This is a genomic window from Thalassomonas actiniarum (assembly GCF_000948975.2).
In the GTDB taxonomy this organism is placed as follows: Bacteria; Pseudomonadota; Gammaproteobacteria; order Enterobacterales; family Alteromonadaceae; genus Thalassomonas; species Thalassomonas actiniarum.
In genome coordinates this window covers 451,308-476,753 of sequence record NZ_CP059736.1, presented here as the reverse complement: position 1 = coordinate 476,753, position 25,446 = coordinate 451,308, and the positions used below count along the sequence as shown (strand labels likewise).

Here is a 25,446-nt window from a genome sequence, read left to right as displayed (position 1 = left end):
GACTTCTTCAATTTGTTATCAAGCAATTTGTGTGAACACTCAACGAGAGCATTGTTTTACTTCAAGATAAGGAGGTGATCCAACCCCAGGTTCCCCTAGGGTTACCTTGTTACGACTTCACCCCAGTCATAAATCACAAAGTGGTGACCGTCCTCCCGAAGGTTAAACTAGCCACTTCTTTTGCAACCTACTCCCATGGTGTGACGGGCGGTGTGTACAAGGCCCGGGAACGTATTCACCGTGGCATTCTGATCCACGATTACTAGCGATTCCGACTTCATGGAGTCGAGTTGCAGACTCCAATCCGGACTACGACAAGCTTTGTGGGATTCGCTCCACCTCGCGGTATTGCTGCCCTCTGTACTTGCCATTGTAGCACGTGTGTAGCCCATCCCGTAAGGGCCATGATGACTTGACGTCGTCCCCACCTTCCTCCGGTTTATCACCGGCAGTCTCCTTAAAGTTCCCGCCCGAAGCACTGGCAAATAAGGATAGGGGTTGCGCTCGTTGCGGGACTTAACCCAACATTTCACAACACGAGCTGACGACAGCCATGCAGCACCTGTCACAGAGTTCCCGAAGGCACTAAACCATCTCTGGTAAATTCTCTGGATGTCAAGGGATGGTAAGGTTCTTCGCGTTGCATCGAATTAAACCACATGCTCCACCGCTTGTGCGGGCCCCCGTCAATTCATTTGAGTTTTAACCTTGCGGCCGTACTCCCCAGGCGGTCAACTTATCGCGTTAGCTGCGCCACCCACATCTCAAGGATACAGACGGCTAGTTGACATCGTTTACGGCGTGGACTACCAGGGTATCTAATCCTGTTTGCTCCCCACGCTTTCGTGCCTCAGCGTCAGTTTTTGTCCAGGTGGCCGCCTTCGCCACTGATGTTCCTTCCAATCTCTACGCATTTCACCGCTACACTGGAAATTCCACCACCCTCTACAAAACTCTAGCCTGCCAGTTCAAAATGCAGTTCCCAGGTTGAGCCCGGGGCTTTCACATCTTGCTTAACAAACCGCCTACGCACGCTTTACGCCCAGTAATTCCGATTAACGCTCGCACCCTCCGTATTACCGCGGCTGCTGGCACGGAGTTAGCCGGTGCTTCTTCTGTTGCTAACGTCACAGGATGCAGTTATTAACTACACCCCTTTCCTCACAACTGAAAGTGCTTTACAACCCGAAGGCCTTCTTCACACACGCGGCATGGCTGCATCAGGCTTTCGCCCATTGTGCAATATTCCCCACTGCTGCCTCCCGTAGGAGTCTGGGCCGTGTCTCAGTCCCAGTGTGGCTGATCATCCTCTCAAACCAGCTAGAGATCGTCGCCTTGGTAAGCCATTACCTTACCAACTAGCTAATCTCACTTGGGCTAATCAAATGGCACGAGGCCCGAAGGTCCCCCGCTTTGGTCCGTAGACATTATGCGGTATTAGCAGTCGTTTCCAACTGTTGTCCCCCACCATAAGGCATATTCCCAAGCATTACTCACCCGTCCGCCGCTCGACGCCGAAGTACAAGTACTTCTCGTTTCCGCTCGACTTGCATGTGTTAAGCCTGCCGCCAGCGTTCAATCTGAGCCATGATCAAACTCTTCAATTAAAAATCGTTTGTGAAGCTTTCGCTTCGACTCAATGAATTCTGTCAAATAAATATTACTTACTTAAAAAGTAAGTCGTACTTGTGTGTCATTCATCATTAAGTTTATTTTTTGCTAGTTCTCTAGAAGAGAGCTAGCTATGTAAAATCAACATTAACGTGAGTGCCCACACAAATTGCATGATAACTAATTTTTAAAGAACTCCTCTTCGAAAGAAGAGGAAACGATTAATCGCATTCGTTAACCGTTGTTGCTTAAGACCTTGTCTCAAGCGAGATGCGCATGATACGCTTCTCAGCTTTGATGTCAACCTCTTTTTTCAAAGTTTTGTTGGCTGTTTAAGTCATGTTTGCATCACTTAAACTTATCAAAACACTTCGTTGGGCTGCCCCGTGGAAGTGGATGCGCATTTTAGAGATTTTTTTGCCGGGGTCAACACTTTTTTTAACTTATTTAAAAAAACCTGCTATCCCTGCCAGTATTGGTAGTTACAGGCGTTCAAAAGTTGTTCTTACTATTAATGAAGACAATACTTCAAAGGAAGTGCATATTGCCTATTTCACGAATATGATGAGATAAACAGATTAAAACATTGCTGTTACGAAACTTTTAATAGTAATAAGCAATAGCTAATGCTAAAAGCCCCGTTTAGGTATTAAAAAGCACTACTTAAAGTTTTCTTTGCTAAGTTATTGAATGCGGATGGGGATACGTTGCCTGCCGAAGTTTTGTTTTGGTCCGTCAAATCGCCCCGAAAGTTGATGGCCACAGTGCTGGCAGTGCCCGGTGTCGTCTAAATGATAGCTTCCTAAATCATACCAATTTCTTTCTATCACTACTCCCTGACAATTGGGGCAGTATGTACTGTCCGACTCCCGGTCAAAAACATTGCCGCAGTAGACGTAGTGCAAGCCATAGCTTAAAGCAATATTTCTTGCTCTTAATAGGGTTGATAATGGCGTTCTTTCTTTATCCATCATCTTAAAATCCGGATGAAAGGCCGAAAAGTGTAGCGGAATATCCAGGCCTAAATTCTCGGCGATCCATTGACACATGTTATGCAACTCTTCATCACTGTCATTTTCACCGGGGATAACCAGGTTGGTAATTTCAAACCAAACCTGGGTTTCATTTTTCAGGTAAACCAAGGTATCGAGCACTGGCTGCAAATGCGCATGACAAATTTTGTGGTAGAAATGTTCGGTAAAGCCTTTTAAGTCGATATTGGCGGCATCCATATAGCGATAAAATTCAACACGCGGTTCATCACAGATGTAACCTGCTGATACTGCTATGCTTTTTAGATTATGTTCATGGGCTGCTTTGGCAGCATCTATGGCATATTCGAAAAAGATCACCGGATCATTGTAGGTAAAGGCAATACTTTTGCAGCCTTTTCTTTTTGCCGCCAATGCAAGTTGCTCCGGCATAGCGCTACCGCATAAGGTATCGATTTCCCGGGATTTACTGATATCCCAGTTTTGACAAAACTTACAACCCAAATTGCACCCGGCGGTACCAAAAGACAAGACACTGGAGCCGGGATAAAAATGGTTTAAAGGTTTTTTCTCTACCGGGTCGATACAAAACCCGGACGAGCGGCCGTAGCTGGTAAGAACGATTTCTCCCTGGTGGTGCATACGAATAAAGCAGGTGCCCCGCTTTCCTTCCCTTAAAGTACAGTGCTGCGGGCACATATCACACCTTACCCGGCCATCATCGAGTTTTTGCCAATACTTAGTGGGAAAATGCTCAAAATCGGGGGCATTCATGACAATATTTTCCGAATTAAAGCTATGCTATAAGTGTAGTCAATTGGTGAGCAGAAACCGCGTACAGCACACGCATTTTACGGTAATTAACAGCGCTTTAAACCAAGCCCTTTGGTGAAAACCATGAAAGATAGAAACCCCGTTGTTGCAGGCAGCTTTTATCCCGAGTCTCCCCAGGAACTAAAGCAAGATCTTGGTCAGATGCTGGACCCTTTTCCTTCATCAGAAACTTTCCCTAAGGGGTTAATCGTTCCTCATGCCGGTTACTGTTATTCCGGCAGCATAGCCGCCAGTGGTTATGCAACGCTAAAGCATTTCAAAGATACGATTAAACGGGTTATTTTATTGGGGCCAAGCCACCGGGTATATCTACAAGGTTGTGCCGTGCCCCATTATGATTTTTTTTCCACCCCGCTTGGCAAAGTGCGCGTCGATGAACAGGCTTGCCGGCAATTAGTTGATGCGGGATTGTTGGTTCAGCAGGATCAACCACACGCCTTAGAGCACTCACTGGAAGTACAACTGCCCTTCCTGCAAACTTGCCTGGATGACTTCCAGCTGGTGCCGATAGTTGTCGGTGAAGCTTCACCACAAGAAGTCAGTAAAATATTAGATGTTTTCTCGGACAATCCTGAAAATATCATCGTTGTTAGCAGTGATATGAGTCATTATCACAGCGATCAGGAAGCACGGGTATTAGATCAAAAAACCATAGAGGCGATATTGGCATTTAACCTTGATATACAGCCATACGATGCCTGCGGTTGTCATGCGGTAAATGGTTTACTCGATTTCGCTCTTCGGGAAGACTGGCACATTAAGTTATTGGAACACGGAAATTCCGGCGACACCAGTGGCGATAGAAGTAAAGTGGTGGGCTATGCCAGCTTTATCCTCTATTGAACTAAATAGCGATGAAAAATCACAGCTTAAGGCACTGATCTGGCAAGTACTCAGGCAAGGAGTTAAGGAGCGGCTTTTTTTCTGTCCCCCGGAGCCAGAATCTGATGCCCTGAAGCAGGTTGCAGCCAGCTTTGTCACACTCTATGTCAACGATCAGCTAAGGGGCTGTATCGGCACAACCACGGCAAAAGATCCCCTATGGCGCGATGCCTGCCGCCACGGCTTTAGCTGTGCTTTTGAAGATTACCGCTTTGATTCATTAACCGAAGAAGAATTAGCAGATGCCCGTTTTGAAATATCGATTTTATCGCCTACGGTGCCGATGACAAACACAGGAGAACAAGCACTGATCGACCAATTGAAAGTCGGTATTGATGGCTTAGTGTTAAGAGAGAAGCACTTACATGCAGTGTTTTTACCTTCGGTATGGCAAAAACTGCCCACAGCTGAAGCCTTTGTTCGTGCATTAAAAGAAAAAGGCGGCTGGTCAGCAGATTACTGGAGTAGCAGCATTCAAATATCACGCTTTCATAGCTTTATCTGCCGCTGACATCATTAGCCAATAAATTAATAACAGACCACGCCATAAATCGCCTATATCAGCTTTTTATTTTAACTGCTAAAACTTCACGCCAGTGAAAAAAAGCTGTTCCTGTTATTCCCGTTAAGTGTAGAATTCATCAGGAAATATAGACTTAGCCACAGGGAACACCTAAACCATAATGACTAAAAGCAAGCTTGATGTACAAGGCGTCGAAGTATCGATTGTGGCACAACAAGAACACGACTTTATTTCCCTAACCGATATGGTACGGGATATAGAAAACGGCTCATCACTGATAGAGAACTGGCTGCGTAACAAAAATACCATAGAATTTTTAGGGATCTGGGAAGACATTTATAACCCGGATTTTAATTCCCCCGAATTCGAGGGAATTAAAAGTCAGGCGGGTCTTAACCGTTTTGTACTCTCGGTGAAACAGTGGATCAGTAAAACCAATGCCATGGGCATTTTTGCCAAGGCCGGCCGCTATGGCGGCACCTATGCCCATAAAGATATTGCCTTTGAATTTGCCTCCTGGGTTTCGCCGCAATTTAAAATTTACCTGATCAAGGAATTTCAGCGGTTAAAAGATGAAGAGCAAAAGCAACTTGGCTGGGATATTAAGCGCAACCTCACCAAGCTCAATTACGGCATCCATACCGCCGCTATTAAAGAGAACCTGATCCCGGAAAGCCTGAGTAAATCCCAGATAAAGTATGTTTACGCCTCGGAAGCGGATCTGCTTAACATGGCTTTATTTGGTCAAACCGCCCAGCATTGGCGCAAAGCAAACCCCAAGCAAAAAGGTAATCTCAGGGATATGGCCAATGTTTCCCAACTGGTATGTTTATCGAACCTGGAAAACCTCAATGCGGTTTTCATTAACGAAGGCATGCCGCAGGCTGAACGTTTGCAGAAGCTTAACCAGATAGCTATCCACCAGATGAAAATTTTAACGCATGACAATTCAGTGGCTAAATTGGAACATTATATAGGGACAGACGAAAGTTAATGATGCCCTTTTCAGTAAGCCATATATCATTCTGATACATGGCTTACCAACAAAGCGGGCAATAGTTCAATTAGATCTGGCAGGCCATAAACACCAGCTGCTGCTACAAGACATTAATTGGTTACCGCATATTTATTTGCCAAGTTCTGCTGCCGTATCAACAAAAATTCCCTGAATGTCATTAGCTTCACGTTCTGTTTGCCCGCCATGCTTAAGAAATGCGGCAATGATAGTTTGCGTTTTTTCTTCTTTTGCTCGCTCTAGAAAGTATCTTAACTCCAGCTCAGCCCCCGCATCTTCGTCCTTTATAGAGGCAGCAATAATTTCTTTGTACATCACGATATCACGCACTTCCCAGCCAACAACGATGGACAGTAGCTGCCTTAAGAAGGCATCTAAATCAGCTTTAGGGATGAACTGCGTAATAATATTTAATGACTCTGCCTGATGTGCTGTAAAATCAGCTCCGGTAAGCAAAGCTTGTAGTGCTTTACCTTTTCCTAAACGACGAGCAAATTGCACCGCACCTTGTCCTCCGGTAGGAATATTAATGTATAACTCTGGTTGGGCAAAAGCTGAGTTTTCAGTACCATATGCTAAGTCACATGCCATAACAAATTCATTGCCTCCGCCACGTGCGACGCCGTCTATAACGGCAATGGAAAGCTGCTTCATGGCTTTAATATTGGCAATCATCTGATTAAACGCTATTGACGCGGCTTGGCCGCCTTGAGTACCGTTAATCACGTTAAGATCTAAGTGGGCAATAAAGAATGCCTCATGAAAGGATTTAAAAACAACAACCTTTGTTTCTCTATCATCCCTTAAGGATAAAATGAATTCGTTTAATTCATTTATTAAATCTGTCGTTAAAATATTCACAGGAGGGTTTTGAATAAGTACCGTAACTACACCTGGCTCTCTCTTTATAGCTAGCTTTTTCATAGCTCTACTCTCTTTGCTTGATATATGGTGACTTGTTAAATTTGTATAGCAAATTTAAGCCAATGTTAGAGTTCCAAAAACAGACCAAAGTGAACTACAATGTTTCCAAATAGGAACCAATAGGTGATTTATGGATTTCGCAAGTAGACTACTTTTATTACTTGAAGTATCTGAACTAGGCAGCTTTGCAAAAGTATCTGAACATAGAAATGTCAATAGATCAGCTATTTCTAAACAAATCGTTAAGCTGGAAGAAGAACTTGGTGTTCATTTGTTAAATCGAACAACCCGCTCATTGTCTTTAACGGTTGCAGGTTCTGAAATGGTCAGCCAGGCAAAGCAATTAAGAGAGTTACTCAACAATGCTAAACGCCTGGCTGAAAACTATCATACAGAGCCAAGAGGAGAACTGAAGATTTCCAGCTCAACTCTTTTTGGTCGTCAGTATGTGCAACAAGCTATATTAAAATTTCAGGCATTATACCCAGATATTCGCATAGAATTACTTTTAGAAGATAGGATTGTAGATCTTATTGGCGAAGGCTTTGACATAGGGTTTCGTATTGGTGAACCAAAAGAGTCAAATTTAATTTCTAAGCAAATAGCCCGGAATAGGTTATTAATTGTAGCCGCACCTGCCTTTATCGAAAAATACGGCAAGCCCACCACTATTTCGAAACTTGAGAGTCTGCCCGCAGTTGTTTATTCGGCGCAAGGTTTAGTGATCGATAAAATTAAGTATTTTGACAGCTCAGGAAATGATGCATTTATTCAGCTAACCCCCACTTATAAAGTGAATGAAGTTGAAATGCTGATTAATACCGTACTCGCAGGAGAAATGCTTACGGTCACTACAGCACAAATGATTGAAAACGAGGTCTTGGAAGGGAAACTAATACCGGTGATGACACATGTCAATTTAGCTGATTACGGGACCTTCTATGCAGTATACCCTCACAAGAATGCTCCCATGAAAACCAAGCTCTTCATTGAGATCCTTAAAGAGGCAATAGGAGAACAAATTCCAGTCTGGGAAACACGAATTCCAGGCTTTGCTAATATGTATGGGAATAAACGCTAGAGCAAAGTGGCTAAATGCCAGCTTCAAACAATTCAAGTAGGACTTATTCTAATAATAGATGACATTGCCACCTCCTCTCACCTGCCCCACCTTTTCATCATGATCAAAGTTAACGGTCTAGCCTTATCATTACCAGTAAACATATAAATTTTCTGCTCTATGATTTAAACCTCTTGTTCGTTTTCTTCATCTAACCACAAAACGATTAAACCAAATCCAATAGAGTCAAAAAACCTATGAGCTATCTTTACCCTGTTATATTCACACTCGCTATAGTCTTATCAGCCAATACCCACGCACAAGAACCGAAGAAAATACTTATCGTCGCTTCCAATGTCACAGATATGGGGGATGCGGAAAAGCACGATGCCCGCAACAACCTCTGGGAAGTTGCACCACCATACCATGTTTTTGTCAGCCATGGTTACGAGGTAGACTTTGCCTCGCCTAAAGGCGGAAAACTTGAATTTATGATGGATCCTGTTGGTATCAGCAGCTATACCATCAAATACGAAGCCTTCCAGGAAAAAACCAATCACTCCCTCCCGGCAACTAAGGTCAACCCGGACGATTATTGGGGAGTATATATCGGCGGCGGTTACGGCCCTTTATTTGATGTTGCCACTGATCCCGAGCTTTTAGCGATCATGGCCAAAATTTACCAGGACGGCGGCATTGTCGGCAGCGGCGGCCATGGGGCAGGGGCTTTTGCCAATGTCCGCTTAGCCAATGGGGAGTTTTTAGTAAAGGACAAAAAAATTGCCGGTTTTCCCAACTCTACCGAAAAAACCAAGTCTTGGGCCAAGCAGGGCAGCTTGCTGCCCTTTATGGTGGAAAGCCAGTTAAATAAAAATGGCGCCATTGCCCAGAATAAAAAAACTTTAAAAGATAAACACCAAGTCATTATTGACAGCCGAATTGTTTCCACCATGTTTTTGCCTTCGGCGGCGCTGGTGGCCAAAGAGATGATTTTACTGCATCAGCAATAACCCCGGATTAGTGCTGATATCAACCAGCCAATCTGTTGTTAAGCCCTGAAATTGCGGCTAAAACCAGCAAAATAAATTTATTTTCAATTTATTATCAAAAAAGGGTGTCAGACGTGTCTGACACTCTTGCCTTATAGGCCTTTTTGCGTTACTTTTTATTTGTCAGACGAATTAACAAAGATTAATTAAAAATAAATTAATCACTTACAGGGCGAATAATAATGATCATTTTATTTGGCAATAAAAAAGGCGGCGTTGGTAAGTCGATTACTGCCATTAACCTGGCCGGTGCCATCATAGCCAAGGCCAAAAGGCGCGGTACACTCACAAAGACCACGGTTTGTATTGTTGATGCCGATACCAATGAGTCGGTAGTGAATTATATCCGACGCAGAGAAAACTATAGTCAGGAACTTGTTAAACAAGGACTGGACGAACTGCCTTTTATCAAATGTGAATTAAGAAAACCTGACGATACCTTAACCCGTGACTTAAAAGCACTGGATGAGCTATATGACTATGTGCTGGTAGATACCGGCGGTTATGAAAACCGCGCCTTTAAAAGTTCGGTACCGGTTTCAGACATGATTTATCTGCCATTCCAGCCAAGCCAGGTGGATTTAGAGCAGTTGATCCCAACCTTATTTGTCATTAAGCAAATTGAAGAAAATGTTCAGGATGGGGTTAACCCGGACTTTAGAGTAGATCCGAGACTGTTGTTGACTATGGTTGACCATACTTCACGGGATCTGTTCCAGGAAGCGAAAAGGGTGTGTGTACAGCTGCTCTCATATGCTTCAATTTCCGGCGTGGCCATTCCCCAGGTAAAAGCCATCAAGAAAATTCAGGACAAGGGATTAACCTTGTCGGATACAGTAGCCGGAACCGGTGAATATAAGTATGCCGCCCATGCTAAACGCGCCCAGTTCGATTTGCTCTTAGATGAAATAGACGGTATGCGGGAAGTGGAATACAAACGCGAAACTCAGACGGTGTCAGACACGTCTGACACAACTTGCTAGGAGCCGTTATGGACCTCAATATAGATCTATTAGAAAAGGCGGCACTTGGCGCTAAGTATCCGTCAGAAGTGGAAGAAAAAACCACAGAGACAGAATCTTTCTTAACTTTGGCCAGCAGGCAAGTTAAAAAAACCACCATCCAGGTAGATCCGGCAAAAACCCGCTTGTGGTCGGGCAACCCGAGAAATTTTGCCCTGGTGGTTGATATCTCTGATCTGGTGCCGCTGATCAAAAAAGGCAAAGGCAACCTGACACCTGTCTATGCAAGAAAACTGTCGGTGCCGGATGAAAATGGTATCGAAATCGAAGTTATCGCCGGTTGCCGCAGACGCTTAAGTTGCATTGAAGCTGGGGAATTACTGACGGTAGATCTGGTGGATGTCGATGACAGCGAAGCCAAGTATTTAGCCGATAACGAAAATAACGGCCGGACCGAGCCGGACTTTTTAACCGATTGCCGCTACCTGAAATTTGTCTATGACAATATGAAGCGGGAAGATGACAGCCTGACAGTCACCATTTTTGCCGAGATGCAGGATAAAAAAGTATCCCGGCAAACCATGAACGAAAAACTGAAACTGGCCGAGCTGCCGGAGTGGATCCAAACCCCGGTGCAGGACACTTATACCTGGGGATTAAGAAAAGGTATCAAGGTAAAATCTATCCTGGGTGATGCGGCACTTGATACAGAGGCGCTAAAAGCAAAGTTAGCAAACAAGCAATTTGCCAGCGCCGACAAGCTGATAGCCTACATTACTGAATTTATGGGAGCCGTTAGCCAAACTGAAGATAAAAACTTCATGGTGGGCAAACATAAAATATCCCTGGTTCAAAATGCCAAAGGGCATACTAAAATAAGCATTCCGGCAGGAGTGCCCGGAGATTTGCTCAACGAGATAGAGCAGGTCATTAAAGGTTATATTAACAAGTAAATTTCAACAGCTCTCCATTATCGCGATCATGCCTTAGGCAAGATCGCTTTAATATTTTCTCTCAAAAAATAAACTTGCCAAATAGAAAATCATTATCAGCCTAACAGCAATAAATGTCCGTCAGGAAAACAGGGCAGGGCGCCAACCAAATTCAAGTCAGTAATTTACAATACGGAAGCAGGGTAGGGCGCTTAGCACTTGAAATCACTTACTGCGAAAAATAGTGAACTGCAATGATCTGATCCCCGGGGATCTGTAATTTTAATCAACGGTTCAGGCGTTATTCCTTTAAAAGTAACGCATCAAGCCAGCCGAAATAGTTAAAAATACAACCGTGACATGTCACGGCTAAAACGCATATAATAAAGGAAGTGCACATCAGAGTCGTAAATATGAAAAACAATAGCACAAATGAAGTGGTCAACCTGTGGCAAAACTATATCCGCAAACCTGCTTTTAAAAAACGCCTGGTGGCAGAAAATTTTCGGCAGCAACCGCCCCCGGAATTTGAAGACATAGACATTTTTATCAGCAAGATGGCCGGGCAAAGCTTCACAAGCGCAAAACCCGATCTAAAGGCGGTGATGACCCCGGCTGCATTTACAAAATTATGCGATGCTTACCGGGCATATTGCTACAAGTTACGCCATGGCCGTAAAAATGTTTCACTGTCGGCAGAAACATTGGCCAGGCTAAAACCGATCGCTTCGCGTTTAGGATTACAAGAGCCGGGGCAGGGGATAGATGGCGGGCTGGATAATCTCCTTTATTACTTAACTTCCCCAGACGAACAGGCCAGTGTTCAACAACATTTAACAGCCCTGGCCCAGGATCAAAAACAGCCACAGATACTCCCGGAATTGACAGATGAGACCTGGCTTTATTTATTCAGGTTACGCTTGCCGCCCCCGGAGCAGAGAATGTTGCAACAGGTACTGGAAAAAGCCTTCACCCAGGGCTGGCAAGCCCGTGCCCAAATGAAGACATCAGAAAAACTGGCACAAGCGCGGGGCAGGGCAGAGATCATCAGGGCTTTTCTTGGAGAAGAAACAGATTAAATAAAATAATCCCCGTTCAAATCACAACATTGATATGGATACATAGTGTTACATTTTAGTTAATTTTGCAGGGCTGGCTTGCCACACTGTGCTAGAAAAATGCCCCGTAGTTTCGCATAATAACCGGGTCAAATTACCGAGAACAAAAATATGAAATTAAAACAACTTGCCGTAGTGATCGCCACAGCTTTATCCATAAGCGCCTGTGGTACCTTAACGGCTCAGCATCAAAACATGCCACAAAGTGTCGCCACTCAAGGCGAAAATAAAGTATTTAGCCAGGATTACCTGTTAGAAGAGCTGGATAACGGCCTGCGGATAATGATAGTAAAGACCGATTATCCAGATCTGGTATCGTTACAAATTCCTGTTTCGACCGGCTCCAGGGACGAAGTAGAAGAAGGTAAAACCGGCTTCGCCCACTTTTTCGAACACATGATGTTTAAGGGTTCTAAAAAATTCCCGCAGGCTGAATATGCCGATATCTTCAAAAATGCCGGTGTTGATAACGGCGCCTATACTACTAACGACTATACCAACTATCACCTTGACTTTTCTAAAGAACATTTAGAAAAAGTATTGGAGATTCAGGCTGATCACTTCCAAAACCTGGAGTATAGCGAAGCCCAGTTCCGTACCGAGGCGTTAACGGTTAAAGGGGAATACCTGAAAAACAATGCCAGCCCGATCCGTAAACTGTTATCGGCCGTGCGCAAAACCGCCTACGATACCCATACCTACAAACATACCACCATGGGCTTTTTCGAAGATATCGAAGCCATGCCGGATCAGATGGACTACGGCAAACAGTTCTTCGATCGCTTCTATAAACCGGAAAATGTATCTCTGGTAATCGTTGGTGATATAGAGCCAAAAGCGACATTGGCAATGGTGAAAAAATACTGGGGTGAGTGGCAACGGGGAGATTTCAAATCACAAGTACCGGCCGAGCCGAAACAACAAGCGCCAAGATACCAGCATGAAGTTTTTGACGGCTTACCCGGCCATTGGTTATTAGTCTCTTTTAAAGGGACCGACATGCAGCCGACTAAAAAAGACCGCGCGGCATTAGACCTGATCTCTGAACTGTATTTCTCAGACAACTCGCCGCTATACCAGGAGCTGGTTGTTGATAAACAGCTTGCCAGCCAGATGTTTGTTTATAACCCGGAAACAAAAGACGCCGGTTTACGTCATGTTTTTGTAAAAGTCGACGATGAAAAAAATCTGACACTGGTTCGCGACGCCATCAACCGCACCTATGCCCAGGTGCGTACAGAAACGGTAGCAGGAGAAAAACTGGATAATTTAAAATCCAACCTCAAATACAGCTTTATTAACGGTTTAGACTCATCAGAAGCCATTGCCAGCACTTTAGCCTCTTATATGCACTTCACCCGGGATCCTGAAGTAATCAACCAGCTTTATCAAAGCTTTGATAATATCAGCCCTGAAGACATTAAAACTATTGCCAACAAATATTTCATCGACAGTAACCGCACCACAGTAACCATGTCGGCGCTGGAGAAAATCGATGGCTTTGAACAAGAAGTAGACCTGGCCGGTGCGGTAGCAAAACTATCGCAAAAACCCGGTAAAGTAGGTTTTTCAATCCTGGATAACAGTAACGATTCGCCTCTGGTAGACGTTAACTTCTTATTCTACACAGGTGCCGCCGCTGATCCTGAAGGCAAGAAAGGGGCTGCGGCGTTAATGGCCAGCATGCTAACCGAAGGCGGTTCACAAACTCGCAGCTACCAGGAAATCAAAAAAGGTCTTTATCCACTGGCTGGCAGCTTCCACGGACAGCTGGACAAAGAAATGATGTCCTTTAGCGGCAGGGTACATAAAGATAATGCCGCTGCCTGGTATGCCTTAGTTAGTGATCAATTACTTAATCCGGGATGGCGCAAAGATGACTTTAAACGTCTGAAAAAAGAACTGATCGACAGCATCAAGTCAGGTTTAAAGGCCTCAAACGATGAAGAGCTGGGTAAAGAAGTATTGTATGCCAAGTTATATCCTGGCCACAGTTATGAAAGTTATAACTACGGCGATATTTCAGATCTGGAATCCCTGACCTTAGAAGATATTAAAACCTTTTATAAAGAACAACTTACTCAGGCTAAGTTACACTTAGGCATTACCGGCGCACTGCCAAAAGCAGTAAAAGAGCAGTTAATTGCTGACTTAACGCAACTGCCACAAGGCGAAGAAAAACGCTTATCGGTAGCCAAGGCACCAGAACTTAAAGGCCACCATGCCACAATTGTTGAAAAGTCGGCAAAATCTACCGCTGTTTCTTTCGGTTTCCCTATCGAAACCTTGCGCAGCGATAAAGACTGGGCTGCCTTATGGTTAGTACGCTCTTACTTTGGTGAGCACAGAAGCTCAAACAGCTACCTGTATCAGCAAATTCGTCAAAGCCGCGGCATGAACTATGGCGATTATTCTTATATTGAATATTTCCCAAGAGGAATGTTCCAAACCAAGCCCGACGCCAACTTAGGCCGTTCCAGCCAGATCTTCCAGGTTTGGTTACGTCCGCTGCGTTCAAATAACGATGCCCATTTCGCAACACGCGCCGCCTTGTTCGAACTGGATAAGTTAATTAAAAACGGCATGACGGAAAAAGACTTTGAAGCAACGCGTAACTTCCTGCTTAACTATGTTCCTCAGCTGGTATCCAGCCAGGATAAACAGCTGGGTTACGCGTTAGACAGTGAGTTCTATAACACTAAAGACTTCGTCACCTATGTGCGCGAGCAGCTGGGTAAGTTAACACTTACTGATGTAAACCGCGTAATCAAGGAAAATCTGCAAACCGACGATATCCATTATGTGTATATTTCCGGCGACGCCAAAGACATGAAAGAGCGCCTGGTGAAAGAGTCTCGTTCTACCTTGAAGTACAACAGTGAAAAGCCGGCTGAACTGCTCAATGAAGACAAGATTATTCAGGACTATCCGCTAGAGATCTCGACCGATAATGTTGAGATTTTAGCAGTCGACCAGGTTTTTGAATAAAACTTAAACAAAGTTTAAAGATTAATAATGCCGTTTATTTTCATGAACGGCATTATTTATACCTCAAGCTTTTTTAAGAAGGCAAAAGCTGGATAAAATACCATACTTCCAGTTACAGGCCTGCTAAAATCAAGACAACACTAAAAAGCCGTTATAATATTTTGTTTTAATCATCATCACCAAAAAATTCTTCATCATCGTCGTCGTCATCATCCATAACAAATCCACGATACTTCTCCAAGGTATTTTTCAAAAGGCCAGTCATTGATTGATCATGCTCTTTTTTATCTTTTTCCTCATTCTCTCTTTCCAGCTTTGCTTCTAAAATCTTGGCTTCAATCTCTTCAAGTTTAAGCTCACCTTTATCCTTGACATTCTGGCTCAGCGCATTTTTAAATAATGCAGAGCTAAACTTCTTTTTTTCACCTACATTCGCTTGAAGGATGTCTTTTCTCTCTGGTAGGTTTGTACCAAGCTGATCTGGATTAAAAGGTGGAGGAGTTAGCTTCTGTGCTTTTTCTTTGCTTTTTATGTCAATATTTGCTTGTACTTCTTCAATATAGTTTGCATTAGGCAGTTCTAGATTAAAAGGTGGAGGGATCCGCTCTTTATCTTTACTGCGTACCTCTGTATTCACTAATTTAATTTCTTTTACTTCCTCCAAATTAACTTCAGACATAATGTTGAGCTCTTCAACAGGCTGAGCTTCATTCTTTTTCTTCTCCTGAAGTAATTCTGGGTCAAAAGCAGGAGGAATCAACACCGGTTGATCTTCTTCAATCAACAGGCCATCAGTTGTTCCCAGCACAATTTTCTTTTCTTCATCTTCGAAAGCTTCAGAGTTGGCATTTATCTCCGGTACTTCAAGTGGTTGTACTTCATTTACTTTATTTGGCTCAAAAGCAGGAGGAATTAACTTCTGTTGTTCTTCTTTACTCCTTACCTCAGCTTTCGGTAATCCGATTTTCTGATGCAGCAGCTCTAAAACAGCGCCATATTTTAGCTTGACCTCATCGACTTCAGCACCTTTGACCACAGGTTTCGCTAATCCCATAAGCCTTTCTTTATTTTCATCTCTACTGCTATTGAGCCCTGCAGCATCATTTGCATCAGATACATGATCCGCAGGCTTACTGCGATTGAGTTGAATTTGCTTGGAGTCTGAGTTGAATGTAGTATCTGCCCACTGCGGGACATTGAGATTGCCACTAGAAAATCTCTTATGCGTCGCATCATATTTGATCCCAGCTACATCCGCTTCCCTTTTACTTCGATTTATAGCCAACTGCAGCATAGCATCATCTAAAACTTTTATATCACGGCGAGCCGATCCGGTTAACACATTTTTTTTAGCACTCACGTAGGAATCTGTAAGAAATTTATGTCTATGGCTATCCGGCAAGGCTACAGCCCCCTTAATTTTACTTTGAATAGCGCCTTGTAATTTATCAATCAATGCTTGTTCTATCTTTGCCAGATTATACTTAGTGGTATCACCGTTGCCCTGAGTGACTACAACATCCGAGCCAAGCGGAAGCAGATTAAATGATGACATGATAAATTCCCCTTTTAGTAAAATAAGAAATAAAAGGCTCCACCAGCGTATAAGTGTTTCGATCAAGCCTTAACTTTTTCTGACTCTTATACACTCTCAAAGTGCTCCTGAGGGCCATCGAACAATTAAGTTTCTACAAAAGAATAGAGCTAGTCACAATCACGACAAAGGTATTTCTTAAATCTTTAATGTTAAAACGCACCATAACAAAACAATCATTAAGGCGGTTATTGATAATTTTATTTCAAGGCTATTTACAAATACCCGAAATCTATACATATTCCTAAGAAACCATTAACGTAAAACTGTTTCCGGCAAAACAAAGAAGTTTTCAGTACATCTCTTCTCCACATCACTGTTTAGTAATCTTGCTCATCAATGAATAAAAACGCGATCACTTTAAATTGAACACCGTTACATAAAAATAAAAACTTTTAGACAAATCTTTGTTTATTAAGAAAGTAATGACAAAGTATGCTGATACTTAATTGAAGCACTTATCTGCTCAGCAAAAGAAAAGTCCTGAATTAAAATACCATCATGAATCACTAACAATTGCCCCCAATAAGGTTTAAAGACTTCTGCTTCACATCTATTTAATTTAACCGATAAGGATTTAATACTCTTACGGCATAGTTCAAAAGTCTTCAATAACTTAGAAAACTGTTTATCAGACATTAATAACGATAACTTACCGGAGAGCAAATTATTCAACTTACCATTACCTGCACCATGTAAATAAGAAACTAATGCAACTTTTAGCACTTTAGGCGACAGCCCTGACAACGCTTGCCAAGATGAAAGCCTGATATCGAGGTTATTTAAAAAGTCACCATAATGATCAACAAGCTGTAACCAGGAATCAACTTCGAGATTTTGCCAAAGAGCAGGGGAGTTAGCCTGCTTTGGTATTAAGACATCATCTATATGGGCAGACATCACATCTAATAACATTTGTCCGTGTGAAAAAATCAAATCGATTTCATACCAACCTTTAAACACAGACTCGCGAATCTTTTTAGACAAAGTTTGAACGTTAAAATGACTTGATGAAGATTCTATGAAACGACCAGAGTGAGATTGAAAACTGTAATGAGAAGTTAAAGTTAAAAACTCCTGATTAAACAAAGATGAATCGAGAGATAGAGCTGAACTATGTTGCTTAACAAGAAAAGAACTTAACTGATACCGATAAGCCATATCAAGGGCAGGGCTCTTAAATTCGCGCGGGGAAGAAACCTTATGTATAGCTAATGAAACTTTTTCTGGTTGAATAGCAGCAACCTTAGCGGGGCCCAATACAGTTTTAAGCTCATGCCAATAACGCTTAGCAGTACTCAGGGAAACTTCGGCCTCCTGGGCAACCTTTACTTGTGTCGGTTTAGCGTCTTCAGCCAGGAGTTTTTTAAACGCTTGTTTTAACCTCTCAAGCGTTCGCTCGCGTTTAAGATCAGCAACATAGCAGGCAGCCTTTTGCTGCTTCTGCCTTTGCTCCATATCATGAGGTAATTTCATAATGCCGCGATTACAGCTTGTGCCCGTGTAGTTATTCCAGGTCCAGGTTGCTATTGATTTTGCAATAGCCTTTACCGAACTTGCCGGCAAGTTCTCGTCTTCCCGAAAACCAACCCCTTTAAACCGATTGCTGGCCATGCATTCCTTAAGTACCGCTTGATAAAAACTTTCCAAGTCGCTGCCCAGGCGATATTGATTCACCTGCTGGTAGGCTAAATGACGTACTTTATGAAACAGGGATAAATGCCGGGAGTCAGGATTAGGGTTCTCCTTCTCCCCCCGTTGGTAAACCGACCAGTCAGGCTCGGCAAACTCAGCCAGCTCTTTTAATTTATAAACCCGGGAGTGAATAAACTCGGTATTAAAGTCAGGATGAAAAGGATTTTTCGACACCAGGTTGTTGAACGCCGCCCGATCCGCTTTAAACTTGTTGCACAGGCCATAATAAACGGCATTGGCATAAAGGATGGGTTCAGATCTGACTTCTACATTATCTTTAACGGATTTAACCAGGATATCGTCAACACGAAATAACAGATGACACTTTTTATTATTTTTATTGCGGATAATGGCATTGGGTGCAGGCATCTCGGCATTATTCCAAAGCCCTTCGTCTTCATGATCGATATCGATGATAAAAAATTTGATGTTGCAAGGAGGGTTTAACTGGATATAGGGGCGTTTGAACGCTTCCCGCCGGGGTAACTGGCTGCCCACAGTTTTATTATCCGAGCAAAACGGCGCATAAGGCGCGTTATGCCAGATAGCACTCATGATTTCCTGTTCGGCCGAAAATGCCGGGCTCAGGTGTGATAATTGACTCATCATTAATTTTGCGCAGGCGAACTCCCGCCGTACCTAAGACTCAAAGCCAGGTACAGGTTTAAATATCGCTGTAACGCAGTATTAAATTATCGTAAGGCAACCACAAAAGAGCAGGGCTCTAGCGGCTTATAACGAGTGTGATTATATGAGTTCATGAGAACCTCTTTGCTTATCATGGGTTATTGTTTTCAAAGCAAAAAGGGTATAAGACGGGCACAAGTCTGCGGACAAGGCAGCACCTGTTATATTTATCAGTTGCACTTAACCGCTAAATATCGGTATACTTCTTCTTGCTTGTCGTAAAGCAAAAAATCTCGAAAGTTATAGTTTGGCGACTGGCTTTCGGGATTTTCTCTTTTTAAGGACTGAAAAACAGATCCTTAAATGAAGATCCCCACCGGCAATTTTTTAATTACTGATCCGGATCTAAATATCTAAGCAACACCTTCACCGAGAATAGTCTCAAAAGTCCCTATTTTAAGCTGTTGCCGTCAGAATTCCCTCTGATGCGTAGACTTTATGATCTAATTTTTAAAGGATCAAGGAAAAGATCCCAAAGGCAACTTTGCGCCCCCCAAATAGTCTGAAAGGCAACTTTCCACCCCAATCTTTTGAAAAATAAAGATTTACCAGGTAAACACTATCGTGGAAACCGCACGCTTCCTTTCCGGATTATTTTTGAGCTCTTTATACTCTAAATTGCCCATGCCCTCTAATTTTCGTATCTTTTCAATACACGGACTGAGGAATTTTTGCTTGAAATTGGAGTAGCGGCTATAGGTTTTAGGCAACTCATAACGTTCTATCATCCAACTCACTTCCAGCTCACATTGTTTATATGAGTCGCTTTCTATCAGTTTGGTGTACATCCTGACGTGTAGCGGGTTGGAGAGCTGCTCTAAGGTCTTAAACCTGGGGGCAACACTCTCTTTGATATTACCTAAAAAGGGGATCAGATAGGGGTTAAAATAAACCGTGTAGGAACCACGTTTTGGACGGTAGGATTTCTTACCTAACCAGGGGAGTTCGTCGGTTGCCATTTCGGTTTTAGACGACTCTTCCGGTAAATATAATTTCACTTCCCTGTCTTTAAAGCCAGTCAGGGCTTCGCGTACGTCACGCGAGGCTTCATGGGGAGAGACATTATAGATGCTTTCATAAGCCTGCAGGTTAAACTCTAAGGTGCCCTTTTCGGCATCAACTTTAACCCCGACCTTCTCACTGTCTTCAATATCGGCCAGGAATAACCATAAAATTCTTTTTTGATCACGGGTTAAGGTATAAGCCGCATCGACTAACTCTTGACTGTGATGAATTCTTGATTCTTTAAGTGCTTTATTATTCCGTGCCATTCCTTTTACGCTCATTTTAATTATATTAGGCAACTTTTTTGGCTATAGTTGCCCTTAGCAGGAAAGAAGTCAACCGTTATTTTATCTTTTCAGGCAGAATTTACGCATTTTTTGGGGTGTAAAGTTGCCTTTAATAGATTACCCTTACAAATCAAGTAGTTACAAATGGGGTGTGAAGTTGCCTTTTTATTTAAAACGCATAAAAGCCACCAGCCATATTGGGGTAAAAAGTTGCCTTTTGTATCAACGAATAACATTCGCCTTAAGAGGTCGCCCCTTATATTGGGGTAGAAAGTTGCCTTTTAACAAAAATGTCGTGATTCCCCCCAGCAATGGGGTGATAAGTTGCTTTTGCACCTCAAGAACTCGTGTCCCATCCCCTGTTGCCAACGGCTGTAGGGTTAAATAATACTAATATGGTATTTATGGGGTGGAAAGTTGCCTTTTGATATAAATATCCTGCCTATGTTATCCGCGAAGCCCGCCTGGACAGAGGAAACCAGCGCTGTGGGCATTTATTTTCCCTGAGTTGTCTCTTAAAATGGGGTGGAAAGTTGCCTTTAATATTTCACGGCAGACCTTAGGGGTCAGAAGTTGCTTTTCAGTATCAAGCACTACCGCTACTGCTGCTTTGTTATCAAGCTATGGGGTAAAAAGTTGCTTTTCGCCAGAATTTCCGTGTATTCCTTAATTTCAATGGGGTGATAAGTTGCCTTTAAACAGATATTCTCCACTGCGCCGCCAATTTATGGGGTAAAAAGTTGCTTTTCCCTGCCACTAGGCGATATTCGGGAACATCAATGGGGTAAAAAGTTGCCTTTTATGGGCCTATTGCGGTCTTGCCTGTGTCGCAGGTACGCTTTATTGGGGTGAAAAGTTGCCTTTAAAACAGAGATTCAGCCAATCTTATGGGGTGATAAGTTGCCTTTTGCTGTTCTCAAGCAAAACCTTTGGGGGGAAAAGTTGCCTTTCACCTGCCGTCAACTATTAATGCCCGGTTTAGGCAATGGGTACATTTTTCTCAGGCTCCAGCGCCGGGGCCTGGAACCGCTTGCTAATAGCAAGGTAACGGCTAACCGGTCAGCAGCATTTTCCACTTGTCACTATTGGGGTAAAAAGTTGCCTTTAACTATTGATATCCCCGATACAGATAACCTATTGGGGCGGATAGTTGCCTTTTATCACCTGGTAATTTAGCCGGATGTATTGCTAATTCATTATAATAAAAGCTATTTTGCAGAAACGCGTTACTTTTTTGTTCAAAATGTCTCCCTGAAGCTTTTGGGGTAAAAAGTTGCCTTTACGATTCAAACTCATGATTGGGGTGAAAAGTTGCCTTTGGAGTTTGCCCGGTTCTGTAATGCAAGCTGAACTTTATCTTACAATAAGCCAAGCGAATGGAAGGGACTTAGCCAATAAAAGCTGACTTTTCTTATCCTTGAAGCCGTCTATACTTTAAAAATAGGAAGTTAACCACTGCCGTTCGGAATAAGGATGTTCAATTTTACAGATTCCATCTTAATGAATGCTGTCATCGCATTAGCCCTCTATGGGGTATTCGTTTCGCTCGTCTCAATACTGATCATGAAGATAGCAGACAGGTTCTGGCCGAGGATGGATACAGAAGATATAGAGTTAGAAATAGATAAAGAAGAGGTAGAATCGCCAAAAAATCAGCCATAGCTGTTTTTGGCGATTTCGGCTGTCATTACCGCAATTATGCGTTACAGCTGTCTTTTAAGCCTTTACCAGCTTTAAAACCTGGTACTTTCGCTGCTGCGATTTGGATTTCAGCACCAGTTTGAGGGTTACGGCCAGTGCGCGCTGCACGATCCGAAACTTTAAAAGTACCAAAACCAACAAGAGCTACTTCACCACCGCTGGCCAGCTCATCTGTTACCGATTGGATCAAGCTGTCTAACGAACGTGCTGCCGCTGCTTTTGAAATATCTGCACCTTCAGCGATTTTTTCTACTAATTCACCTTTGTTCATGTTTTTGTTCCATAGTTGTTTTTGTTGTTATCGAATACTAGGGAATAAATTCTCAGCAATCAATGAAAATTTGTCAGATCTGTTAATAATATTGCCCAAATGCCGTTCTTTGGGCTCTGTGGGCGGGTTCAGCCGCTAAATTCCTTCCCCTAAAGAAGAAAATAAGTCCCTTTGTGCATGAAATTGACTTCAGACATTAAAGGGACTCAGGCTTTACTATTAATTTACCGAGGCCAGTTTTGGTCCGTCGGTAACGGCCGGGCACTCATTTGAGACAAGTGTAGCTGTGATCCTCACGCCGTTCCCTAGTGACAGGTTCATGTCACAATTGGCAGTTGCCGTGATCTGCTTATCTTTTGCCGGGCTGGTAATGGCAACAGAAGTCAGTTTTTGATCTACCACTTTCCCCAGGGCATTATCGATCCGCTCGATCACAATATTGATCACGGGGTCTGTGACCGCCGTTGGCGGCGTTCCCGCAAGCTGTGCCGTGTAAGTGATCTTTAGATCAATAGTTTTAGTTCCCGCCTTGATCCGTCCCGGAAAGCTGTTGATCTTTATCGCCGTTTGACAGTTATTTTTAAGTACCGGAGCAGGATCTTCCGGGGCAAAGCACAAGAGATCCGCATCGGTAAAAATAACATCAGGGATATTAACTAAATCCAGCCGGGCATTGAGCAACCTTATACTGTCCTGCAGAGTTCCGGGCTTATCAAAAATGCGCGGAAATTCCCCCACATCAGGATCCAGCATAGAAAGCCAATATTCCAGTCCGCTGTCGTCGCTGCCGCCCCGAGCCCCCAAAGTACATGGAACCTTAGGAATAACAACCGTGTCATGCTCGATACTTGCCTGGAACCCAAGGGACTGATAGATATGGTTAAATACCGATACCAGCTCCTGAAGAATACATCCTATAGATAATGGGGTATTCTTTTTATGGGTAGCTACCTGTGCCAAAGGGGCCACCTGGCCGAGGCCCAGTCGAACCATGCCATCTGCTGTGGCTGGAATGCCGTCTATCCTGAAACGGACTGTCTCAAGAAACTCCTCGTTATCACCGTCGTTATTATCTGGCTTATCATCATAGATATTAAAGGTTTGCCCCGACTGATCGCCAACTTCAAAACCGTTAATGTCCTGATAAGGTGCACTGTCCTTTAACTGGAAGCAAACGGTTTTCCCTGCGCGCACGACATTAACCAAACGATTATACGGCGGCGAATTTAGGGCATTAAAAAAGCGGCTGGCTTTTTTATCCGGGCTATCTCCCTTCTTATAACCTTCCCAGACACCATTAATATCACGCGGTTTGCCGTCAGCACCTGTGACCTTGTACTTGATCTGGACATCGCCATCTTTAGTTGCAACGTCCAGAAATTCGATACACCAAGTTCTTCCCTTCATAACATTTTCTCCTCCGGGTTATACCCGATTAACTAGAGCAAAGGGTATAAAGAGATACGCAGAGGAGTTTATTTCGGATGCAGGTATTGATAAAAAACTTTTACAGCGCCTGATAAAACCCTGTGACTGCTTGTATAACCAGAAAAATACAGAAGAACGTGCTTTAGCCGCTATTGATTCAACTCCTCCCCCGGAGCCTTAAGGCATCAACAAATGCTTTTCGTTAAGCCTGCTAACCACTTCTTGATGGATATACTACATATAGGCTGTGGCCTTTAAGCAATATCCGGACAGATTTTAACCGCTAAAGTCTGCTTAACTCCCGGCTTGTAGAAAAATTCTTGCTGTCTTCTGCTTTGCTGAGCTAACCAACCGCGCACTGATCAGACCAAAAGAGGCAATCTTTCCCCGTACATACCCGTTATACTCCCGCCACGCTTTTAGCAACTAATACCGGAAGTAACTGTGAAAAAACTTATTTGCCTGCTCTATTTATTATCAACTTCACTCTTAGCCCACGAATCGCAAAAAGATATTCAAGTAGAAGTACTGACAAAAGGCAGTTTAAGCTGGGACGGGCAAACCCTGCCACATTACCCGTCAGGGCAACCGGAAATCAGCATCCTTAAAATTACCATAGCACCGGATACCAGACTGCCCCTGCATCAACATAGTGTGATCAACGCCGGGGTATTGCTCAAAGGGGAGTTAACCGTGATCACCGAAAAGGGCGAAACATTGCTGTTAAAAACCGGAGATCCCATAGTCGAAGTTACTGGCAAATGGCACTATGGTGTTAATCAAGGTAACAGTCCGGCAGAAATCATGGTTTTTTATGCCGGCATTCAGGGGATGGCAAATACCATCATCCAAAATACCGGCATTGAAAAATAACCCGGTTATGCAAAAGCTATCACCGGAAAGCTGGCTGGGCTTAAAGACTTTGCAGGCGTTTTTTTAATCCGCCCAGTTGTAATGCCTGAACCTTATCCACCACAGGCGCCAACTTTTCAAAGCCATCGGGACTGATGCCGTTCACCTTGTAGGTCATGGTGACTTCGGTCACAGGCCCCTGGCTTTTAAACCCCCATTCCAGGGCACCATACATCCCCATGCCTTGCAAAGGGCCTAAACCTCCCGTCATACGCATAAGATGTGTCGGGTCAACAAAAGAGATGCGCATATGCTCGGCTGATTTTCCGGCGCTTTTTTCACAAAAACAGCCGCCGGCAAAGCCGTCTATCGACAAGGCATTGGCATCCCCCCACCAGGTATGATCCGACGGCCACCACTGACCGACATCCCGGGTAAACACCCGCCAGGCTGTTTCCCGGTCGGCCTTCACCTGGATTTTATTTTCAATAATAAATCCCGTTTGTGCTAGCAGTAAAACTTCAGCGCTGGCGCTAAACGCGCCAATAGACAAAGAGAGTGCGGTGACATGTGCCAAAATATTTTTTTTCATTATTATCCTTATCTGGCCAGGAGAGGCATTAGCGGCAGGTATCAAGATCCCCGCCGTCTGTGGCATTTAGCTTATCAGCTAGTTAACCGGTTCATTTCTGACATATTTGCCATTATCAAATGTGCTAAAGAAATGTTCAAGCATAGGATGCATGATGGGATCAGAACTTAAGTCTGCACTAAGGTTTCGCTCTGCGACATAGGTGGAGCTGCCACTTTGGTGAACCAGCACATGATACCAGGGTTTGTCCTTTGGCGGACGACTTTTGGCAACGGTTTCATACCAGTCATCGGTCGCCTGAAAATTTTGATCGACATCGACAATAACACCACGGTAATTAAAGAGCTTATGGTGGACCAGATCTCCTACAGAAAATTTTACGCTGACAATGTTATTTGCTGCTGCCATTTCAACCATCCCATTTGTTGATTTCAGTGAATTTTT

20 protein-coding genes and 1 rRNA gene are annotated in these 25,446 nt (G+C 43.5%); 11 read left to right on the top strand and 10 right to left on the bottom strand.

From position 1 onward, the window contains the following. Positions 1-67: 67 nt before the first annotated feature. A 16S ribosomal RNA gene (locus SG35_RS30490) occupies positions 68-1,607 on the bottom strand. 343 nt (positions 1,608-1,950) lie between these two features. On the opposite strand from SG35_RS30490, the gene SG35_RS30485 reads away from it, so the two are divergent. Beyond that, on the top strand, positions 1,951-2,184 hold the full coding sequence (locus tag SG35_RS30485) for a hypothetical protein (protein ID WP_274055503.1): 234 nt from the start codon (positions 1,951-1,953) through the stop codon (positions 2,182-2,184). Between the two features lie 110 nt (positions 2,185-2,294). On the opposite strand, the gene amrS is transcribed toward SG35_RS30485, so the two are convergent. After that, positions 2,295-3,377 carry an AmmeMemoRadiSam system radical SAM enzyme gene (gene amrS, locus SG35_RS30480; RefSeq protein ID WP_044835698.1) on the bottom strand — a complete coding sequence of 361 codons (1,083 nt, stop codon included), beginning with the start codon at positions 3,375-3,377 and terminating at the stop codon, positions 2,295-2,297. A 123-nt stretch (positions 3,378-3,500) separates the two neighbouring features. On the opposite strand from amrS, the gene amrB reads away from it, so the two are divergent. The 3 genes from amrB (at position 3,501) to SG35_RS30465 (ending at position 5,836) form a co-directional block, all read left to right on the top strand. Continuing rightward, positions 3,501-4,280, top strand: a complete 780-nt coding sequence (gene amrB / locus SG35_RS30475; protein WP_044835699.1) for an AmmeMemoRadiSam system protein B — start codon at positions 3,501-3,503, stop codon at positions 4,278-4,280. Next, positions 4,258-4,830 (top strand): AmmeMemoRadiSam system protein A, encoded by a 573-nt coding sequence (gene amrA / locus SG35_RS30470; protein WP_044835700.1) that lies wholly within the window; start codon positions 4,258-4,260, stop codon positions 4,828-4,830. The genes amrB and amrA overlap by 23 nt, the downstream gene beginning before the upstream one ends. 172 nt (positions 4,831-5,002) lie before the next feature. Beyond that, the gene (locus SG35_RS30465) at positions 5,003-5,836 is read left to right on the top strand and encodes a KilA-N domain-containing protein (RefSeq protein WP_044835701.1); all 834 of its coding nucleotides are present in this window, start codon (positions 5,003-5,005) and stop codon (positions 5,834-5,836) included. Positions 5,837-5,968: 132 nt separating this feature from the next. On the opposite strand, the gene SG35_RS30460 is transcribed toward SG35_RS30465, so the two are convergent. After that, positions 5,969-6,781 carry an enoyl-CoA hydratase/isomerase family protein gene (locus SG35_RS30460; protein ID WP_044835702.1) on the bottom strand — a complete coding sequence of 271 codons (813 nt, stop codon included), beginning with the start codon at positions 6,779-6,781 and terminating at the stop codon, positions 5,969-5,971. 130 nt (positions 6,782-6,911) lie between these two features. Here SG35_RS30460 and SG35_RS30455 point away from each other — a divergent pair, with 130 nt between their 5' ends. The 6 genes from SG35_RS30455 (at position 6,912) to SG35_RS30430 (ending at position 14,890) form a co-directional block, all read left to right on the top strand. Then, complete coding sequence (locus SG35_RS30455) at positions 6,912-7,862, top strand: LysR family transcriptional regulator (RefSeq protein ID WP_044835703.1); 951 nt, start codon at positions 6,912-6,914, stop codon at positions 7,860-7,862. A gap of 236 nt (positions 7,863-8,098) precedes the next feature. Then, entirely contained in the window at positions 8,099-8,851 is a 753-nt protein-coding gene (locus tag SG35_RS30450) for a type 1 glutamine amidotransferase domain-containing protein (protein ID WP_044835704.1), read from the top strand. Between the two features lie 221 nt (positions 8,852-9,072). Next, a complete protein-coding gene (locus tag SG35_RS30445) occupies positions 9,073-9,873 on the top strand; it encodes a ParA family protein (protein ID WP_044835705.1) in 801 nt (266 codons plus the stop codon). An 8-nt stretch (positions 9,874-9,881) separates the two neighbouring features. Continuing rightward, positions 9,882-10,805 carry a ParB N-terminal domain-containing protein gene (locus SG35_RS30440; protein ID WP_044835706.1) on the top strand — a complete coding sequence of 308 codons (924 nt, stop codon included), beginning with the start codon at positions 9,882-9,884 and terminating at the stop codon, positions 10,803-10,805. A 392-nt stretch (positions 10,806-11,197) separates the two neighbouring features. After that, complete coding sequence (locus SG35_RS30435) at positions 11,198-11,863, top strand: hypothetical protein (protein ID WP_044835707.1); 666 nt, start codon at positions 11,198-11,200, stop codon at positions 11,861-11,863. A gap of 150 nt (positions 11,864-12,013) precedes the next feature. Next, positions 12,014-14,890 (top strand): M16 family metallopeptidase, encoded by a 2,877-nt coding sequence (locus tag SG35_RS30430; RefSeq protein WP_044835708.1) that lies wholly within the window; start codon positions 12,014-12,016, stop codon positions 14,888-14,890. A gap of 166 nt (positions 14,891-15,056) precedes the next feature. Here SG35_RS30430 and SG35_RS30425 read toward each other — a convergent pair whose 3' ends face one another. The 5 genes from SG35_RS30425 to SG35_RS30405 form a co-directional block, all read right to left on the bottom strand. Further along, the gene (locus SG35_RS30425) at positions 15,057-16,445 is read right to left on the bottom strand and encodes a hypothetical protein (RefSeq protein ID WP_044835709.1); all 1,389 of its coding nucleotides are present in this window, start codon (positions 16,443-16,445) and stop codon (positions 15,057-15,059) included. 453 nt (positions 16,446-16,898) lie between these two features. Beyond that, the gene (locus SG35_RS30420; protein WP_160298395.1) at positions 16,899-18,677 is read right to left on the bottom strand and encodes a replication initiation protein; all 1,779 of its coding nucleotides are present in this window, start codon (positions 18,675-18,677) and stop codon (positions 16,899-16,901) included. A gap of 734 nt (positions 18,678-19,411) precedes the next feature. After that, positions 19,412-20,137, bottom strand: coding sequence for a RepB family plasmid replication initiator protein (locus SG35_RS30415; protein WP_044835711.1), 726 nt, complete (start codon positions 20,135-20,137; stop codon positions 19,412-19,414). Positions 20,138-21,854: 1,717 nt separating this feature from the next. Further along, on the bottom strand, positions 21,855-22,130 hold the full coding sequence (locus SG35_RS30410) for an HU family DNA-binding protein (RefSeq protein ID WP_044835713.1): 276 nt from the start codon (positions 22,128-22,130) through the stop codon (positions 21,855-21,857). Positions 22,131-22,349: 219 nt separating this feature from the next. Next, entirely contained in the window at positions 22,350-23,537 is a 1,188-nt protein-coding gene (locus SG35_RS30405) for a hypothetical protein (protein ID WP_044835714.1), read from the bottom strand. 465 nt (positions 23,538-24,002) lie between these two features. On the opposite strand from SG35_RS30405, the gene SG35_RS30400 reads away from it, so the two are divergent. Further along, positions 24,003-24,431 carry a cupin domain-containing protein gene (locus SG35_RS30400; RefSeq protein WP_044835715.1) on the top strand — a complete coding sequence of 143 codons (429 nt, stop codon included), beginning with the start codon at positions 24,003-24,005 and terminating at the stop codon, positions 24,429-24,431. Positions 24,432-24,471: 40 nt separating this feature from the next. Here the strand turns inward: SG35_RS30400 and SG35_RS30395 are convergent, their stop codons facing one another. Together SG35_RS30395 and hspQ are read right to left on the bottom strand one after the other, a co-directional pair. Beyond that, positions 24,472-25,002 carry an SRPBCC family protein gene (locus SG35_RS30395; RefSeq protein WP_044835716.1) on the bottom strand — a complete coding sequence of 177 codons (531 nt, stop codon included), beginning with the start codon at positions 25,000-25,002 and terminating at the stop codon, positions 24,472-24,474. Between the two features lie 78 nt (positions 25,003-25,080). Beyond that, on the bottom strand, positions 25,081-25,410 hold the full coding sequence (gene hspQ / locus SG35_RS30390; RefSeq protein ID WP_044835719.1) for a heat shock protein HspQ: 330 nt from the start codon (positions 25,408-25,410) through the stop codon (positions 25,081-25,083). Positions 25,411-25,446: the final 36 nt, after the last annotated feature.

Bases quoted from the DNA above. Each gene is read 5' to 3' on its own strand.
- hspQ (WP_044835719.1), bottom strand. From the start codon at position 25,410: ATGGCAGCAGCAAATAACATTGTCAGCGTAAAATTTTCTGTAGGAGAT.
- SG35_RS30430 (WP_044835708.1), top strand. From the start codon at position 12,014: ATGAAATTAAAACAACTTGCCGTAGTGATCGCCACAGCTTTATCCATA.
- SG35_RS30455 (WP_044835703.1), top strand. From the start codon at position 6,912: ATGGATTTCGCAAGTAGACTACTTTTATTACTTGAAGTATCTGAACTA.
- SG35_RS30445 (WP_044835705.1), top strand. From the start codon at position 9,073: ATGATCATTTTATTTGGCAATAAAAAAGGCGGCGTTGGTAAGTCGATT.
- SG35_RS30460 (WP_044835702.1), bottom strand. From the start codon at position 6,781: ATGAAAAAGCTAGCTATAAAGAGAGAGCCAGGTGTAGTTACGGTACTT.
- SG35_RS30450 (WP_044835704.1), top strand. From the start codon at position 8,099: ATGAGCTATCTTTACCCTGTTATATTCACACTCGCTATAGTCTTATCA.
- SG35_RS30435 (WP_044835707.1), top strand. From the start codon at position 11,198: ATGAAAAACAATAGCACAAATGAAGTGGTCAACCTGTGGCAAAACTAT.
- SG35_RS30485 (WP_274055503.1), top strand. From the start codon at position 1,951: ATGTTTGCATCACTTAAACTTATCAAAACACTTCGTTGGGCTGCCCCG.
- SG35_RS30405 (WP_044835714.1), bottom strand. From the start codon at position 23,537: ATGAAGGGAAGAACTTGGTGTATCGAATTTCTGGACGTTGCAACTAAA.
- SG35_RS30440 (WP_044835706.1), top strand. From the start codon at position 9,882: ATGGACCTCAATATAGATCTATTAGAAAAGGCGGCACTTGGCGCTAAG.
- amrA (WP_044835700.1), top strand. From the start codon at position 4,258: ATGCCAGCTTTATCCTCTATTGAACTAAATAGCGATGAAAAATCACAG.
- SG35_RS30415 (WP_044835711.1), bottom strand. From the start codon at position 20,137: ATGGCACGGAATAATAAAGCACTTAAAGAATCAAGAATTCATCACAGT.
- SG35_RS30395 (WP_044835716.1), bottom strand. From the start codon at position 25,002: ATGAAAAAAAATATTTTGGCACATGTCACCGCACTCTCTTTGTCTATT.
- SG35_RS30410 (WP_044835713.1), bottom strand. From the start codon at position 22,130: ATGAACAAAGGTGAATTAGTAGAAAAAATCGCTGAAGGTGCAGATATT.
- amrB (WP_044835699.1), top strand. From the start codon at position 3,501: ATGAAAGATAGAAACCCCGTTGTTGCAGGCAGCTTTTATCCCGAGTCT.
- SG35_RS30465 (WP_044835701.1), top strand. From the start codon at position 5,003: ATGACTAAAAGCAAGCTTGATGTACAAGGCGTCGAAGTATCGATTGTG.
- amrS (WP_044835698.1), bottom strand. From the start codon at position 3,377: ATGAATGCCCCCGATTTTGAGCATTTTCCCACTAAGTATTGGCAAAAA.
- SG35_RS30425 (WP_044835709.1), bottom strand. From the start codon at position 16,445: ATGTCATCATTTAATCTGCTTCCGCTTGGCTCGGATGTTGTAGTCACT.